Source organism: Chryseobacterium sp. HMWF035, assembly GCF_003094695.1.
In the GTDB taxonomy this organism is placed as follows: domain Bacteria; phylum Bacteroidota; class Bacteroidia; order Flavobacteriales; family Weeksellaceae; genus Chryseobacterium; species Chryseobacterium gambrini.
Map to the genome: position 1 here is coordinate 1 of NZ_QEHP01000023.1, position 14,536 is coordinate 14,536.

Below are 14,536 nucleotides of genomic sequence, written 5' to 3' on the forward strand. Positions count from 1 at the left end.
GATCCGAGAGATATAAGCATTATATATTTTTATGATCCAGTATTAAATGATTATTTTGAAATACCTTATAGAGATACATCAAAACCACCGATCTCTATTTGGGAGTTTAATGAAGTTGTAACTAAACTTCAAAAATCAAACCTACCAGTAGATGAAGATTCTATATTTGAAGCCTATAAAGAGATGGATGAAATTGAAATGAAAGCAATAAGAGAAACAAAAAGACTTAAACGCTTTTCAAGATTATCTGATAAAAGAAATGAAGAAATTCATAGTAATACGAAAACCACACTTCATAAAAGTGAGTTTTTACAAGAATCCATAGATATTAAATCAATACAACCTTTTGATGAAATCGATGATGAAGCATTTACATCCTAAAACAGAAGAATTTATTAATTCTTCAACCGATTCTGAACGGATTAATCATCTTAGAAAACCTCGGTGGATCGGATATACTGGTGCAAAGAAAGTTCATAATAAGTTGGATGAACTTAGAAATTATCCCACTAATTTACGCATGCCAAACCTTTTACTTGTCGGGGATTCTAATAATGGCAAAACCGCCATGTTAAACAGGTTTGCAATGATGAATTCCTCTTTCGTAGAAGAGGAAACGCAAGAATTATTTTTACCAGTCCTCATGATTCAAGCGCCTCCGGAACCCGATGAAAAAAGATTTTATAATACTATTTTAGATAGCTTACATTCTCCCTATAAAATTTCTGAAAAAGCAGAATTAAGACAGCAAAGAGTTATACATCTACTTCAAAAGTTAAAGGTTAAACTTTTAATTATAGATGAGATACATCATCTTCTTGCTGGTACCATGAGTAAACAGAGATTATTTTTGAACGTGATAAAGTATCTTTCAAATGAGCTGAAAATTGCGCTTGTTTGCGCTGGAACACGAGAAGCCTTTAACGCCATCCAAACTGATCCCCAATTAGCTAATCGATTTGAACCAAGAGTATTATCGAAATGGAGGAACGATGAAGAATATTTGAGACTTTTGACCAGCTTTGAAAGAATTCTACCTCTAAAGAAGCCATCATATCTTATAGAAAGTTCAATTTCTTCCACCATACTTTCGAAAAGTGAGGGTTTATTAGGCGAAGTATCAAAGATTTTAGAATTGTCAGCTATTCTAGCTATTGAGTCTGGAGTTGAAACGATAAGTAAAAATATAATTGAGAATATAGATTACACTCCTCCTAGCGATAGGAAAAAAATGATTTTCAGATGACAAAGAAATATGTTATCCCAGGCTATATACCACCAGAAGAAGATGAGATATTATCAAGCTGGATCTTTCGCTTAGCTCGCTCTCATAAAATGAAACCTTTCACATTTGCAAAATATGGCTTAGAAGTGCCAGACTTGTGGAATAGGGATTTCGATAAGTTCTATAACCAAAAACTAGTTGATCTACTTACAACCCTGACACCATTAAATCATTGTAAAATTAATTCTCTTCATCTGATTTCTTATCAAGATATAATTTTTAATTCTAAAATAAATTCCGCTTTTACAGAAGGTATATTGAATGTTGGTGTAGAGCATAGAATGAGGAATAATAAAGGACTGTTAGCCTGTCCTCTTTGTTTAAGTAAAAAAGAATTTTATAAAAAAAGTTGGCGATTAGTGAGCTCTATAGTATGTACTGACTGTCTCTGTAATCTAATCGATGAATGTCCGGACTGTAAAATGCCTATTGTATTCCAAAGATTAGATATTGGAAAAAAAGATGTATATCTTGAAAAACCTATGTATTTATGTTGGAACTGCAATAATGATCTTCGCAAAAATTATACTTTAATCGACAAAAATTCGGATATTTTCAAATATCAAGAATACATTAACAGAACAATAGAATATGGTTATAACAAGAATACCCAATATTCATTTAATTATTTTAGCGTTCTATTCTCAATTTTGAGAAAATCCCGCTCTAGCTCAGCAAAATTTTTTCGACTTAGAGAAGCTTTTACTAAAGAATTTGAAATTAGTAGTGATGAGTTAAGTATTCATAACTTTGAATTATCATTACAATTAAGAAAGCTTCTTCTTCCTTTGATTTACAATCTACTTTCTGATTTAGATCAAAATTTTATACCTTTTTGCGAAAGAAATTTTATTCGAATTAGCGATATAAGAACTGACGGGCAACCACTACCATTTTGGATATTTAATAAGTTCAGGTAAGAATTCGTTTTATTCGAGTTTCGAAAATAATACTTGCAGTTTTTCTGGTTGCAGTTTTTAACGCTTCTTTTGGATCCATTTTATTATCACCATTTATCTTTTTTTGGTGGTTTACTCCCGTATATATAATAATTTTTTTATCACTAACCTCATTTAGTCTTCCACTATCGTATTGATCTTTAATGTAAGTCCACAACACTTTCCTTTTACCAACCTTTTCTGTATAATTAATAAAACCTTTTACTAATAAAGATAAATAGTCCAATCCTATTCTCTTTAAAGAGATTGATGAGAACACTCCTATAATTCCATTTCCAAATTCAATTAAATACATTGTTTTTGATTGGTTTAGTATCTCCGCTACATAAAATGAATCCTTTCCGTTAGGACAATAATGTAAATTTACTTTAAATCTTGGATCAGTCAAAAAGAATTCTTTCTTTAAGATTTCAATCAGAACATTGAAATACTCAAAATTATTCGTCTTAATGACAATAGTCTTGATATTTTCAATAATATTATTAGAATCTATCTCAAGATTTTCAAGTTCTCTAGTTAGATCAGCAACTTGTAAATCATTAGGGATATAGTTTACGTCATAGGCACTTAATTGTTTGTCTCTTTTTATTATTTCCACCGGAATATTAAAAGGATTTGATACAGCATTATTTTCCTGTGTATTCAAGGGTGGATGAGGGTTTGCTGAACCAGCATTTAAACTAAGGGAAACGCCGTCAATCGTTGGATTTCCAGGCTTGTCAATATTCTCCGGCTTGTGGTTTTCTCGATCATCAGTCGAGTTTTTTTCATTTAATGGAAATAATTCTATTTTGTCAATTGTGAAAGGGTTTAAATCATTGAACTTAAAATTACAAATTCGGTGTGCTAGTAGGTAGCTTTTATCTTCATTGTAAAAGGACTTACCAATCACACTAATTTTATAATTCCAGAATTCCTGCCAGAAAAAAAGAGGATAAGAAGATTTACTACCATGAAGAGTATTTAAAAAAGCACTATTGACATGCGAGGAAATACTTTTTAAGAATTTAATACCAGCATTATTCTTTAGGACCAAATAGGGAGCAATTAAAACAGCTTCTTCTTGTGAGAGTTTTGCAACGTCATAACGTAACATTCCAATAAGTTCTCCAGTCTCTGCGCAATTACGATATTTTATTTGACTTACTTTGAAACCATCAAGAAGTTCTCCACACATAGCCTTAGTAATGAGTTCGTCATTATAGAACAGTAAATATTGAAGAATTGTATACGGTGATATAAGAATGTGTCTTTTTCTACTACTGCTTCTACCAAAAGTTTTTAAATAGCTAAAACCTGTAGGTTTGATCTCAGCGGCATTCGGTAAAAAATTTTTGATACCAATTAATGGAAACTCTTTCTTGGCTAGAAATAGATTTTCTTCAACACTAAATTCAAACAGTTCGTTCAAATGTAGATCTTCAAATTTGTTCTCTCTAACATTATAAACTGATCCAATTCCTAATTCTGACAAACTTGAAACAGGAAGTTTTGTTCTATATAATATCTCTGAACCAAATTTGCACTCATGCGCAATATGTTTATTACGAAAGTGGACTTCTATCTTTCTTTCCTTTTCATAATGTATCTCATATATCCACTCGACTTCCCAGTAATTTCCTTCCGCGTATGGAAAATCAATTTTAATCGGTTTTTTCTTTCTTTTAGCCATTTGCATTTTCTAATGTGCGCAATTTAACATCTTTTTTGAGAGCACAAAAATTAAATTGTATTTTACAAATCTTAAATGTATAAAACGTCAATGTCCCGTAAACATATCAATGATAAATAAATATGTGCCTACAATTAAAAGTATCAAGAAAGGTTTATTTACAAAACAATTAAATGAGACGGAAAATATTACTAATTTTATCCAATCAGAAAAAATGTTTATATTGTATCATAAAAGGATCAATTATTAAGACTCCTTTGGGGCTTATAATGGTAGGTAGCCTATTTAGCAAGCCATTGACAATAGGCTTTCTCCTTAAATATTCACTTTTTTTTAATGGAGGTCTTCTATTGATATCATGATCATCAACTCCACCGAAAAGATCGGTTATGTGAAGGTTTGTTTTATCTCTCGGATCCGAAACTCTGTATTTTTCATCGTAAATCGGTTGAACAGTGCGCCAGTCGGCTTCGAATGCCCGAGTCGATATGGTGTCAAATGCTGACGTATAAACGGAGGACCAGGGAATTTTTGCAATTGATGTTATCCATTCTGGAGTTGGAATACTCTTGCTGAGCCGATACATCCAGCTTAATATTGTTGTTGTATCTTCACTGATATTCCACTCAAGGATGGAGCTGTAGGATTCCGTAAAATCTTGATTGTTGTATTTTTTCGAAATCATTTTTAGAAATGGGTCTACACCAGTTTCTTAATAATTTCGTCGTACATATAATAATTTTTTTTGACCCAATCAAAAAAATGGATTAGATTCTGAATAATCTCTTCTATATTTGATTGCTAAAATTGGTTGGTTATAAATTTATGCATATTTTGAATTGTACCTTCAAAAATTGAACAGAATTTATAATAATCGGAGACTTTGTAACCAGCAGGAATGTCTTGTGGATATCTACAGACTCTGTTAAATAACCATATTTACAGATAGTTTTAGTTCCATTATAGTATTTGAAATTCCCACGCAATTTGCAAATTATTGAGATGGGAAGTGCAGAATGAAAACTATTCCCAACTTGGATTAATAATTTTTCGGCAAAATTACCATTTTGAATATCCTCTTCCGTCAAAGTCACTTTTTTTAAACTTTAAAAATAATTTGCGACTGCCATTCTTCTTCTAATAATCTAAACATTGTTTTATATTTTTGATAATATGATCAAAAGTAGTTGGTGTTTTTGACCACATTACCATTCTTAAACTTATTCCTCATGCATAAAATTATCATCCATCAATAAGGTCAGCTTTGTTTCCTCAACTCTAACAAATCCGCTTTTGCTCATTTCAGCGATATATGCCGATAAATCTAGCTGAATATTTTTTTCTCGCAAAAATTTATTCAATTTGAAATTAGTTGATAAATCTATTTCGTTTTTTTTAGATAATTCTTCAATAATTATATGCTCAATATAACCAAAGTATTCGGAGGAAATTTTATCGTTGACTAGATTATTTTTCATGTTTTCATATTTTTGTAGTAATCAATTACGTAATGATGCTATTAAAAAGTTAGATATTAATAGACTAATATGCAAAAATCAGTAGCATTGACCATCTATTTTCGGTTTGAATTGACCACCAATTATAAAATAAATTGATTTCTGAAAAGTCTCTGTATCATTGAGAAAGTGATGGTCAATTCGAACCGGAATTGCATGATCACTCAAAATTGAAATCGAGTGGTCAATGCTATTGAAACGTATATTTAGAGCACCTAAATTTTAATTATTTGGAACTATTTTTTATTTCATTTAATTTATTTTCAGCTTCAGTTGCTAATTGTGGCGCACTATAAATATATTCAAGAACTGCTAAAATGAGCGCGTTTATAATAGAAATTTCTTTTTCACTTACCTCGCCAAGTTCGGCATGGGCGCCTATGTTACCAAAATTTTTCAAGCCCATAGAAACACCTGCTAACTTATCAGGAATCTCACCTTTGACGGATAAATCATTCAGTTTATCATGTAAAGTTCTTCCGCTAGCATTTCTATCTAAACACACCATTTCCAGCAATCGTCTTGATAAAACAGCATAAGAATTCGGATCCATATTCTTGATTCTATCAGAAGCAATAAAAGCTTTTTCGATATTCTCTGGCAATCCCTTTGGAATATCATTCTTTACTGGAAATATAGAGATATACATTGGTTCGAAATCAGAGTCCCCTTCCCGATAACTATTCCAATTGTAATACACAATATTATTTTTTTTACAAGCTGGACATTTTAGAATCTCATATATTATTCCATACTCAATATAATGACCATTCTCTGGTTCATTTTCGACTTTTAAGTCCGATACGGAACCTAAAATTGTCATATGCGACATATTACTACAATATCCACAAGATATTATTTCTGATAAGTTGGCTGCCATGGTGCAATTAGTTTTAATGATTAAATTTAATAAAAAAAACTATAACCTAAATTAAAATTTAATAATAATCTAAGATTGTTTTCTTGATCTGTGGTCATTTTAAAAGGTACTTTTTGCATTGTTTTTTTAATATTTTGAGAGTGTAAATTTTAGAAGAAGCCGTCTCAGAACTGAGGCGGCTTCAATTAATTTATAAAATGGGACATTTTATAAATCATTCCAATTCTTAAGAATCTCTAATATAACGTGAAGATTATTGACACAAACGTAAAGAATTTGATGCCCTTGCAATACATATGGTAACTGTCGATCAACTGGAATTAAATTGAAAGAATCAAAAATACTGCTTCCTGGCAAATGAGCATCTCCATGTCTTAATTCATATATTCCTACAAAAGGACTTGTTATCATTCTTGCTTCTTCTTGAGGAACTCTTAGGGCAAGGAGATTTTCAATAGTTTTTAATGATCCCCACCTTGTATTTTTGGGCGGAATTGTAATTTTTTGTAATCCTTCAGTATTAATGTCATCGATGATTACTCTTGCAATATCTTTTGCAAGAGAAAAAATACCATTATCATCTACTGCTTTAAACCTATTAATTGTTGAAATAATCTCTTTAATTGATTGATGATTCCTAAAAAAATTAATTCCGAATTTTTCGTTAGAAATCAGATTAATGTTGTTTAATACATCTTCTAGAAAATTTTCCGGAGCTAATGTCCGCGGAGCTACTGCTTTTACTTGTGAAGCATAAAGTTCTTTGGAGATACCTCCTTCAGGGGAAATGTTAAATCCAGCCCAGATTTGTTGTTGCCATTCTGGTAGATAGGCAAGATCTTTTGCATATACTGTTATTAATCCCAAATCGTTTACTCCAAAGTGAATTCCTCCATCAGGGGCACATCCAATACTTCCAGTTTCTGCACTATACCAAGTAAGAAAGCTTCCTCTTTTAGATAATAAGACATTAACTAGCTGTGGTCTAAACCAAAGCCATTTTCCTCCTTTTTTTAGTTCTTTTGAACTTTGTTTTGATCCGTCGGCTTCAACTATATAATTAACTTTATCACTTTCATCATCACCTAATATTATTGGGCTTATTTTTCCTGGCTCAACCCAGTCAAATTTCCAAAGCTCAGAGATACTTTTATAAAGTTTTCTATCAGTAAAAGACTTTTCATAAAAAGTAGCTTCTATATTGTCTTCGTTCGGAAAGCTAGATATATCAGGAATGTCTTCATTTTTATCAATGTCTGTTCTTGCAGCATGTGAAATTGCAATTTTTTGTCCATAAAGAAAGCCTCCTTCATGAATTTCATTCAGATTGTATTCCCATATATCTTTTCCATTTTTTTCTTCTCTAAATTCATCAGTCCATGGTAATTCAGATGGATCCTGATAAATGTATATTCTGCTAAAATATCTAGCAACATATAATCCATAGTTTCTTACATACAAATAATCTTTTAAAAATTGATTTCTTATTTCCAATAATATAGGTTTGCCTGAACTATCTCTTTCTAATCTAGCAACATCTGTGTATCCATATTTAGGACAAACCCAAATATCACCCTCTCTTTTTAAGCCTAATGCAATAACAAGATCTTGGTGAAGATGCCATTCATTTTCATCAGTGTTGTTATCAAAGGATTGGCATAAAACTAGGTTTATACCATCTATATTTTCTCCTTTATACAAGTCACTAGAAATATAAATCTCATCTCTTAAAAGACTTCTTTGATTATTAATTATACCTATATCCATCCATTGAAGTTTTTCTTTTAGCTTTTCCTGATTCATAGGCACCATTAAAGATCCTGCTCCAGTAAACTCTTCAAAGAAATCAGCATATCCAGATTGGGTGGAATTACGAACTTGTTTTTCTGTGCGGAGTGGAACCCAAGAAGAAGTATTCAGTTTACGTTTTCGTAAATCCTGCATTTCGAACCAATCTTTGTTTATTTTCATATTTTAATTAGTTTATTTTATTAAAAATATTCATGTTTTATTTTACATTTTTCTATTGTTTTTTGAATATAAGTTTTTAAACAGGTTTTTTATCTAAAGATAATGTTTTACCATTTCAGCAATATCTTGAAACGACAGTTAGCAATCAGTTATTTGCTTACTCTTTTTTCTAAATCTGCAATTGCAGCTTTTAAAACTTGAAAAGAAATTTTTGCAGTTTCTATGTCAGGATCGAACCTACTACTCAATTGTTCGTAAGGATGGATATAATTTCTGAAATCTCGCAATGAGTGGCTGTATTTTTTCACATCTAAGCCGATAAGATTAATATCGTGAGCAACATTTATAAAACTGCTTAGAGACCATTCATAAAATGGTAAAACTTTACCGGAATCTTTATTTTTAGGACTCGCATTGCTCATGTTAAACTCTTTCATTTTGGAAGTTGCAATACCTAGAAAAATCCCCTCTAAGACACTCCCACACATTATAATTACTGATAGTGCTGCTCCAGCTTTAATATTTTGGTTTATTTCTTTCAATCTTGAGTTTAATATTTTAACGACACCAGAATCCAGATTCAACTTTTCTATTGAGACATTTTCAAACTCTTTATTAAGAAATTCGTCTTTAGTACTAACATGTTGTTCATTTTTTGAATTATTAATTCCCAAAAGTCTATTTGCAATACTAATGCAATTTTCGTAGAGTTGATGCTCAGAATTTTCTACTTCAACATTTTTTAAAGATTGATTTGTTCTCCAACATTCTAATAGTTCTTTTAGAACCAAACCAACAATCTTATCTGATTCTAACTGCCAGAATGCTCTTAACCTCTTTGCTTTCGAATCGCCATATAATAAATATTTGTCATCGTAAATATTAATCCTAACAAGATTGAAAATGAATTCATGGAAAGTTGAATTTGAAAACTCTAATACGTAGCCGCTGCTCAAGCCAAGAATCTTTTCAAACATTAATTTTTCCGAAGGTTTAATTTCTGCCATTTTTGAATTTTTCCAATTTTTACACAAGCTTTTTGCTAATTTAAAATTTGTTCATATTTAAGCCAAATTTAAATTGATATTCACATTTTTTTCCGCAAAACTTATAATATCCAAAATTAAATTTTTAGTACGCTATCTATTTGCGTATATAATTTATTTTTAACTGCATTTTCTTTATTTCTTCATCCGTATGATTATCAAGAATTTTAGTATAACGATAAAACGTTGCAGGGAAATCCGATATAGTATGGGCTGTATTTGTCCTCTTTGGGCTTCTGATCACTGTGATCAAAGATATCATCGACCATAAAATTAAAACCTCTTTCTGGCAGGTTTTTCTGTCGGTCCTTATCAGCATTATTTGTTCACTGCTCGTCAAATTCGGTGGTTTTTCAGAATTTAAAACCTATTTCCTGAGTCTTTTTACCTCCATTTTTGCACCAAGCATTCTTGTCCAGCTTATGGATAAAGGACTTGTAAAAGATTGGGTGATCAGTGCGCTCAATCAGAAGTTTAACTCCGAAAAAAACAAAAATGATGGAAAATAATCTGGGAATTTTACTGCTTCATATTGCAAGCATTGCGCTGTGGGGAGCTTTATTAGGGTTCTGTTACAATAAAAGAAAATATCTCCGTCCTTATCTTAAATTCATGCTGTACGGATTCATTATGTATGTAGTTGCCTTGCTCATCAGCGACCTGCAGAATTTTGAATTGTACAGCAGATCCGGGCAAATCTGGATTTTGGGAAATATCGGTTTCCCTATCATTATATGGATGTTGATCCGTTACATTGAAGAGCTGAAAGATCAATTATAACGTCATGTAATTTTTTCCTGCTGATTATCAGAAAAATGCAAAATATTTCCAAAAATATCTGAAAACGAATTTAATACGTCAAGTTTTGTCGCTTCTCTGATGGATATTTGCATTATAGAAACAACACAGAAATGAAATTAGACTTTAAAACTCAAGGTGGACATAATTTAGCCTGAAGACCACCTAAAAAAATAAGGCTAAAACTGAAGTAACTCTACTAAAAAGAGGCTTCAAATCTTAACCTTTATAAAAACAAAACAAATTTACAAAAAAATGTCGACAAACAATTTAAATACTAATAATAATGCATCGCAGACGCTTTTTAGATTCGCGACCAGTAGAAATGCGGAGTTATCTGATCCTAAAAATTTGGAAAGAAGATTTATCTTTAGAAAAGATACCCAGAAAGGAATCTTTGACCAAAAACTGAATGCATCTACGTCCTTGCAAAGACTTTGTGAAGATCCATCTGCACTTCCATTAACAATAGAAACAGAACAAACCTTAAAAGCAAAAGATTCTGTATTTTATAATCTGGCAGTATGGGTAGCGAGAAATAAAGCAACAGCATCTAAGGCAGAATTTGATGCTAAAATCAAGGAATACAAAGACTATTTGGTAACAACTAATACATCAATGCTTGCAATATATTCAGGACTTTGGGATAATTTAGTTTATCAGGTGGTTACCCAGAAAGATTTCTATGCAAAAGAAACACTCATGCATTTTTTGCATCTAAATCATATTCTCTCTGTTTATACTGATGGAGCTGAAGATGTATATAATGATGTCATCAAGGCAAAAGTAGTCCTTCCAAAAGAGCTTTTCAAAGTAAATAATGCTGCATCATCAACTGCTTCAGGAACTTCAAGAATGGCAGACCAGCCTCTTGCCGCAGCTCCGAAAGTAGCCTATAATGACAAGAACATGAAGTTTGCAGAGGCGAAAATTAATCTTCAGGCAAATGAAAAGCTACAGGATTCTTTAGAAAAATTGGAAAAAGCCTACCAAAAAGAGTATCAGGATGCTTATAAAGAAGCTTTGGCAAATTATGAAAGAGAAGCGGCTCCCGCAAAAAAAGAGTATCAGAGAAGAGTATCAGAATTAGAATTCCGAAGACAGAGAATTCTGGAATCCGGCTATAAAGAGGAACTGATGAAACTCGAATATATTCCTGCACCGGAATTGCCGGAATTTAACTTTGAATTCCGTCCTGAAATTGATGCAGCAGCCATTGAAAGAGCTTTAGATAAAGAGGATGCATCTTCAGTATGCAGAATATTTGGGATGCCGTCAGTTGCACAGGCATTGTCTTCCCTGCCTTCTTTTGCAAATATCCTTCAAACCATTGCACAGAATAATCAGTCTCTTCAGCAGCAGCTTATCAACAATACGGTTATAAATCAACAGGTTTCTACAACAGTCGGAGGAGTTGTTGTTCCGGTAACAAATTCTAATGCAGCAAACGGATGGATTCCTTACAGTGTAAAGACATGCGTTAAAAATAATTCTGAATGGTTTGTACAGATTATTGTTGAAAATTTTGCTCACAGGATTGTATCAGGAAATTATAAAGTAACCATCAATGGAACAGAGATTAGCTCCAATGTAGTATTTGAGCCATCAATGGGAGTAAGCTTTATGTTCTACAACAGCCCGGGAATTCCTGCTTCACTCACGCTAAGACAAGGCGGATTCATCCTAGAGGGTGAAGTGGTTTTAGAGGACGGAAAAACGTATCTGATGAGCGTTACATTAGTACAGGATCCATCAGACTTCAACAATCCTCTGAAACAAGGAGTATTCAAAGGAAGTGCAGCCTTCACTCCGAAAGAGATAAAACCGGATACCGGATCTGGAACAGGAACAGGAACAGGAACAGGAACAGGAACAGGGACTGGAACCACTGGCTCCGGAACAACGACAACCACTCCGGCAGGCTCATTTATCCCTTCAGGTTTTGGGATGAAAAACATCGGAGTCACCGATTATAAAAAAGTAGAACAATCCACTTATTGCTATGTAGAGGGAGATGTAGCGCACATCGAAAACATCATGGCAAGGGAATATAAGGAAAGAGCTACAAGAAAACTCAGAAGAAGCGAAAATCAAACCACAAAATCGACTGAATCTGAGAAAGAAAAGCTGACCGATACTACTTCTACCGACAGACATGAAATGCAGAGCGAAATTTCCAAAATCCTTCAGGAATCTAAAGATTTTGCGGCACAAGCAGGTTTTAGCGCAAGATGGGGAGACAGTGAATCTACAACGGGAAAATATACATTAAATGCAGGTGCTAACTATGCTACCCACAATTCCAAAGAAGAAAGCAACAGACAGGCGGTTACGGAAGCCAAAGATATCACAGCAAGAGCACTCGACAGAATTGTTACCAAAGTAAAAGAAGAGCGTATTGATAAGATCATCGAAGAGTTTGAAGAAAACAACAAGCATGGTTTTGATAATACGAAAGGAAGCAGCCACGTAGTAGGCGTTTACCGTTGGGTGGATAAAGTGGTCAAGAACCAGATCTACAACTATGGTAAGAGAATGATGTTTGAGTTCATGGTTCCTGAGCCTGCAAAACTTCATAAACTGGGGATGACGATTTCTAAAAATCAGGAAAACCAATTGGTAAAACCTGTTGATCCGAGAGAATCGAGTATCCATAAAATGGAAAACTTCATGTCTCTGGATGGCGTTTTGGGAGATGCTGTTTTAAAACACTGGACGGGACAATATAATGTGGAAATAGATGAAATGCCATTATCGGCATTTAGTATCGGTAAATCCATAGGAGGACAGTATTCCAACAATTTATGCAATATTGAAAACATGGCATTGAAGGATGAAATACAGATTCCTGACGGTTATATTGCGACTTCCGGAAATGTTCAATATACAGCCGCATCGGATGGTGATGGAGCGAGTGTGAGTGCCTTACTGGGTAATAAAGGATTTTTCTTTACCGGAAGATGGGGACAATTAGGAGGTAAACCCAATGAAATTTTTGATGTTCCTTATTCCAAATTAATTCCTATTTCGACAACCTTCTATAATGAATTCTCCGGAACAGTGAATTTCAATGTTAATGTAACACTTACCAAAGAAGCTAAAAACGCTTGGCTGCAAAAAACCTTCAATAAAATCATTGAGGCTTACGAAACAGAATTAGCGAAATACGAACAGGCGTTAGCTGAAATAAAAGCCATGGGTGTTCAGATTAAAGGTTCAAATCCAGGGTTCTACAGAAAAATTGAGAATACCATTTTAAGAAGAAACTGTATTTCTTATATGCTGGAGCAGAATCCTAACGTAGATCTTACCTTCGGTAGAGGGAAATATTATAACAACGGCTATTCTTCCGGAGATGAAACCTTCCTGAATACAGATATAAAAGTAGACGGAAAGCTTGATCAGTACGCTGCCTTTGCAAAATTCATGGAGCAGGCATTCGAATGGGAAATCATGAGTTACTATTTCTATCCTTACTACTGGGGCGAAAGAAAATCCTGGGCAGACCTATACCAGTTCGATGATAATGATCCTGTTTTCAGAGCATTTATGCAGTCCGGTATGGCGAGGGTTATCGTGACGGTACGTCCGGGATTCGAAGAAGCAGTACGACACTTCCTTGCGACAGGACAGATCTGGAACGGAGGAGAAGTTCCGGTAATTGATGATCCGTTGTTCTTATCCATCGTTGATGAAATGAGATCTCCGAAAGCAACCAAAGAAGGAGAACCGTGGAGAGAAAGAATTCCGACATCGCTTACCATTCTTCAGGCAGATTCTATCGGTTTGAGAGTAGAAAAAGCATTGCCATGCAATTGCGAACCGGGAGTGAAGTTTGATGATAATTTAGGCGAAATGTGTGCTACAAATTTTGAAATGAACCAAAACCAGATTGGGCAGGATTCTGATAAATGGATGGAAATAACTTTTGATTATTTAGACAGCGCAACGAATACTATTGGTGAAATAGATTATTTGCATGCTTTTCCACGAGTTTATGAATGTTTGGAAAATGTAATTACAATTGATAGAGATGCGTCTTGGACAGCTTCAGATTCTGTTGAAAAAATACATAAAATACTGGCAGATGAAATTTCAATGATAGAAGGTGTTGAAGCTTATCCATATGGTAAAACAGGAATTACACTAAAAGTAAACATTTCTAAAATTCCGCTTTTTACTTTTAGAAAACCTGGAGAAGATGATGGACATGAATTATTGAAATTCTCTGTTAATATCAAAGAATCATATCTTAAAATTTCATCTCCGGAATTTAATAAATACGGACGTGAAAGAATTTTAGACAAGAATGGTCAATTCATTCCTTCTGCGGAATATCTGGATAAAGTACCATTAAGTAAATTCTTGGTATAATCTAAAATTTAGAATTTAAAAAGTCTAAAATTTT

11 protein-coding genes and 1 pseudogene are annotated in these 14,536 nt (G+C 33.2%); 6 read left to right on the forward strand and 6 right to left on the reverse strand.

What is annotated here, in order from left to right:
- From DD829_RS23480 to DD829_RS04505, 3 genes and pseudogenes are all read left to right on the forward strand, one after another.
- Nucleotides 1–381: pseudogene (locus DD829_RS23480) on the forward strand (hypothetical protein); the annotation flags it as partial.
- Nucleotides 359–1,246 (forward strand): TniB family NTP-binding protein, encoded by an 888-nt coding sequence (locus tag DD829_RS04500; RefSeq protein WP_165796741.1) that lies wholly within the window; start codon nt 359–361, stop codon nt 1,244–1,246. The pseudogene DD829_RS23480 and the gene DD829_RS04500, both read left to right, overlap by 23 nt.
- Nucleotides 1,243–2,205, forward strand: coding sequence for a TniQ family protein (locus DD829_RS04505; RefSeq protein WP_108411435.1), 963 nt, complete (start codon nt 1,243–1,245; stop codon nt 2,203–2,205). The genes DD829_RS04500 and DD829_RS04505 overlap by 4 nt, the downstream gene beginning before the upstream one ends.
- On the opposite strand, the gene DD829_RS04510 is transcribed toward DD829_RS04505, so the two are convergent.
- The 6 genes from DD829_RS04510 to DD829_RS04535 form a co-directional block, all read right to left on the reverse strand.
- The gene (locus tag DD829_RS04510) at nt 2,198–3,916 is read right to left on the reverse strand and encodes a hypothetical protein (protein WP_123906806.1); all 1,719 of its coding nucleotides are present in this window, start codon (nt 3,914–3,916) and stop codon (nt 2,198–2,200) included. The genes DD829_RS04505 and DD829_RS04510 overlap by 8 nt on opposite strands.
- Nucleotides 3,917–4,121: 205 nt before the next feature.
- Nucleotides 4,122–4,601 carry a hypothetical protein gene (locus tag DD829_RS04515; protein WP_108410322.1) on the reverse strand — a complete coding sequence of 160 codons (480 nt, stop codon included), beginning with the start codon at nt 4,599–4,601 and terminating at the stop codon, nt 4,122–4,124.
- A 535-nt stretch (nt 4,602–5,136) separates the two neighbouring features.
- Nucleotides 5,137–5,394 (reverse strand): hypothetical protein, encoded by a 258-nt coding sequence (locus DD829_RS04520; RefSeq protein ID WP_116547562.1) that lies wholly within the window; start codon nt 5,392–5,394, stop codon nt 5,137–5,139.
- A gap of 265 nt (nt 5,395–5,659) precedes the next feature.
- On the reverse strand, nt 5,660–6,313 hold the full coding sequence (locus tag DD829_RS04525) for a DUF4145 domain-containing protein (protein WP_108409580.1): 654 nt from the start codon (nt 6,311–6,313) through the stop codon (nt 5,660–5,662).
- Between the two features lie 207 nt (nt 6,314–6,520).
- Nucleotides 6,521–8,284 (reverse strand): hypothetical protein, encoded by a 1,764-nt coding sequence (locus DD829_RS04530; protein ID WP_108409581.1) that lies wholly within the window; start codon nt 8,282–8,284, stop codon nt 6,521–6,523.
- Nucleotides 8,285–8,433: 149 nt separating this feature from the next.
- The gene (locus DD829_RS04535; protein ID WP_108409582.1) at nt 8,434–9,291 is read right to left on the reverse strand and encodes a hypothetical protein; all 858 of its coding nucleotides are present in this window, start codon (nt 9,289–9,291) and stop codon (nt 8,434–8,436) included.
- A 284-nt stretch (nt 9,292–9,575) separates the two neighbouring features.
- Between DD829_RS04535 and DD829_RS23980 the strand changes: the two genes are divergently transcribed.
- From DD829_RS23980 to DD829_RS04550, 3 genes are all read left to right on the forward strand, one after another.
- A complete protein-coding gene (locus tag DD829_RS23980) occupies nt 9,576–9,839 on the forward strand; it encodes a hypothetical protein (RefSeq protein ID WP_108409583.1) in 264 nt (87 codons plus the stop codon).
- Nucleotides 9,826–10,110 carry a hypothetical protein gene (locus DD829_RS04545; RefSeq protein WP_108409584.1) on the forward strand — a complete coding sequence of 95 codons (285 nt, stop codon included), beginning with the start codon at nt 9,826–9,828 and terminating at the stop codon, nt 10,108–10,110. Before DD829_RS23980 ends, DD829_RS04545 begins: the two co-directional genes overlap by 14 nt.
- 273 nt (nt 10,111–10,383) lie before the next feature.
- Nucleotides 10,384–14,502 (forward strand): OmpH family outer membrane protein, encoded by a 4,119-nt coding sequence (locus DD829_RS04550; protein ID WP_116547563.1) that lies wholly within the window; start codon nt 10,384–10,386, stop codon nt 14,500–14,502.
- Nucleotides 14,503–14,536: the final 34 nt, after the last annotated feature.

Excerpts from the sequence above, each read along its gene's own strand:
- DD829_RS04500 (WP_165796741.1), top strand. The coding sequence starts at position 359 with ATGATGAAGCATTTACATCCTAAAACAGAAGAATTTATTAATTCTTCA.
- DD829_RS04530 (WP_108409581.1), bottom strand. The coding sequence starts at position 8,284 with ATGAAAATAAACAAAGATTGGTTCGAAATGCAGGATTTACGAAAACGT.
- DD829_RS04510 (WP_123906806.1), bottom strand. The coding sequence starts at position 3,916 with ATGGCTAAAAGAAAGAAAAAACCGATTAAAATTGATTTTCCATACGCG.
- DD829_RS04545 (WP_108409584.1), top strand. The coding sequence starts at position 9,826 with ATGATGGAAAATAATCTGGGAATTTTACTGCTTCATATTGCAAGCATT.
- DD829_RS04515 (WP_108410322.1), bottom strand. The coding sequence starts at position 4,601 with ATGATTTCGAAAAAATACAACAATCAAGATTTTACGGAATCCTACAGC.
- DD829_RS04535 (WP_108409582.1), bottom strand. The coding sequence starts at position 9,291 with ATGGCAGAAATTAAACCTTCGGAAAAATTAATGTTTGAAAAGATTCTT.
- DD829_RS04520 (WP_116547562.1), bottom strand. The coding sequence starts at position 5,394 with ATGAAAAATAATCTAGTCAACGATAAAATTTCCTCCGAATACTTTGGT.
- DD829_RS04505 (WP_108411435.1), top strand. The coding sequence starts at position 1,243 with ATGACAAAGAAATATGTTATCCCAGGCTATATACCACCAGAAGAAGAT.
- DD829_RS04525 (WP_108409580.1), bottom strand. The coding sequence starts at position 6,313 with ATGGCAGCCAACTTATCAGAAATAATATCTTGTGGATATTGTAGTAAT.
- DD829_RS04550 (WP_116547563.1), top strand. The coding sequence starts at position 10,384 with ATGTCGACAAACAATTTAAATACTAATAATAATGCATCGCAGACGCTT.